The sequence below is a fragment of the Pseudomonas fluorescens genome (assembly GCF_902497625.1).
Lineage (GTDB): Bacteria > Pseudomonadota > Gammaproteobacteria > Pseudomonadales > Pseudomonadaceae > Aquipseudomonas > Aquipseudomonas fluorescens_BQ.
This window is the reverse complement of record NZ_CABVGX010000114.1, coordinates 1-1,641: the sequence shown is the minus strand read 5'-3', so window position 1 is coordinate 1,641 and position 1,641 is coordinate 1. Positions and strand designations below refer to the sequence as shown.

Sequence of the window (1,641 nt, the reverse complement as noted above, 5' to 3'; positions counted from 1 at the left end):
CGCAGCCTTCGGCAGCTGCTACAGGATTTGCGTAATGGTTATGTAGGCTGGCGCTTCTGCAACCAACTCAGGAATCCGCCTTTCTTGATCTGCACCGGCTTCGCCATCAACGCCTGCCGGCTGTTCTGCTGGCGCACCGCTTGCAGTTTGTTCAGCGCTCGGCTCACTTCAGCGCGTTGCTCCATGATATTGCGCGTCAGGGATTTATCGATGCGGTAGATGATGCACGAGGTCAATGTGGTGAAGGTCGCCTGCGATGGCGTATCGGCGAGGATGCTTTGTTCGCCCATGACTTCGCTGGGGCCCATGCGGCCAGCTTCGGTGTGCCCGTTGCCGTCGGGCACGGTGGCGCTGACCACGCCGGTGGCGACCACCATCAGGCTGTCCGGCACTTCGCCCAGATCCAGCACCACCTGACCCGCTGCGTATTGCTGGGCAACCATCGACTGCGCCAGTTGATCGCGTTCGTCGTCACTCAGTGAACGGAAGATTTTCACCTCGTCGAGCAAGGCGCGGGCACGGGTCGTCGGTTCGATCACGCCGTCAAGCTGACGGGAGATGCCCGCGGCTTCGAGGTGCCGGTGCGCCAGGTCGAACAGCTGATTGCGTACTTCGCTTTTCTTGCCAAGCTCGGCGATGAAACCACTCGCAACGTACTCGGACATGGTTTCACCGGCCTCTTTGAGCACCGCTTTGGGTGCCGGATCCAGCAGCAAACGGCTGCTGCCCCGCAGTGTCCGCTCCAGTGCATCGAGTACCCGACGCGGGCGAATGTGATTGGGCACCATGATGCTGATCGACACGCCGTGCCGGTCATTTGGCCGACTGAGATTGACGATCTTGGCCTTGGCCGCTACAGAATTCGGGATCACCGCCGTGCTGCCGGCGCTGGTGAGCAGGTGCGTCGCGCGCCAGTCGATGTCGAGCACTTTGCCTTCGACGCCGTCGATGGCGATCCAGTCATCCACTTGATACGGCTTTGTGGTGTTGAGGACGATCCCGGAAAACACGTCGCTCAAGGTGCTCTGCAAAGCCAGACCGACAACGATTGCGACGACCCCCGAGGTCGCAAGCAAACCCTTGACCGGCAGTTCGAGCACATAACCCGCCGCTGCAACGATGGCGATGAGGAAAACCAGTGCACCGATGACGTCCTGCAACAACCGGCCGCTGTGACCGATGCGCCGCATCAGCACCAGGCCGATCACCCCGGTGAGAACCCGCGCAGCGTACAACCACCAGAGAATACCCAGCGCGGTGCCACCAAGTTGCGCTACCCGGTCCTCGCCAAACAGCGGCGCCTGCAACGGGCTTACGCCGGCGTTGATGATCAGCGCACTGAACAGCAGAAACAGTGCCAGACGCACCCCGACCCGTGTAACGCGATGGGTGAACGGCGCAATGTGCCAGAGCACGATGTCGACCACCAGCAACAGGGCACTCCAGGACAGCAGGTGAGCGAGGAAGAAGGACATGGGATGACTCCGGACAGGGTGTTAAACACTTTTGTGGCGAGGGGGCTTGCCCCCGTCCGGCTGCGCAGCAGTCGTAGAGCGCCTGATGCTGTCTGATTGGACAGATGCATCAGCTATCGCAGGGCTCGCTTCGCGATCCAACGGGGGCAAGCCCCCTCGCCACAAT

Annotated in this window: 1 protein-coding gene; it reads right to left on the bottom strand. The window is 61.4% G+C overall.

The window, feature by feature from the left end; genetic code table 11:
- Nucleotides 1-38: 38 nt before the first annotated feature.
- On the bottom strand, nt 39-1,475 hold the full coding sequence (locus F8N12_RS27485; protein ID WP_150578619.1) for a mechanosensitive ion channel family protein: 1,437 nt from the start codon (nt 1,473-1,475) through the stop codon (nt 39-41).
- Nucleotides 1,476-1,641 lie beyond the last annotated feature (166 nt).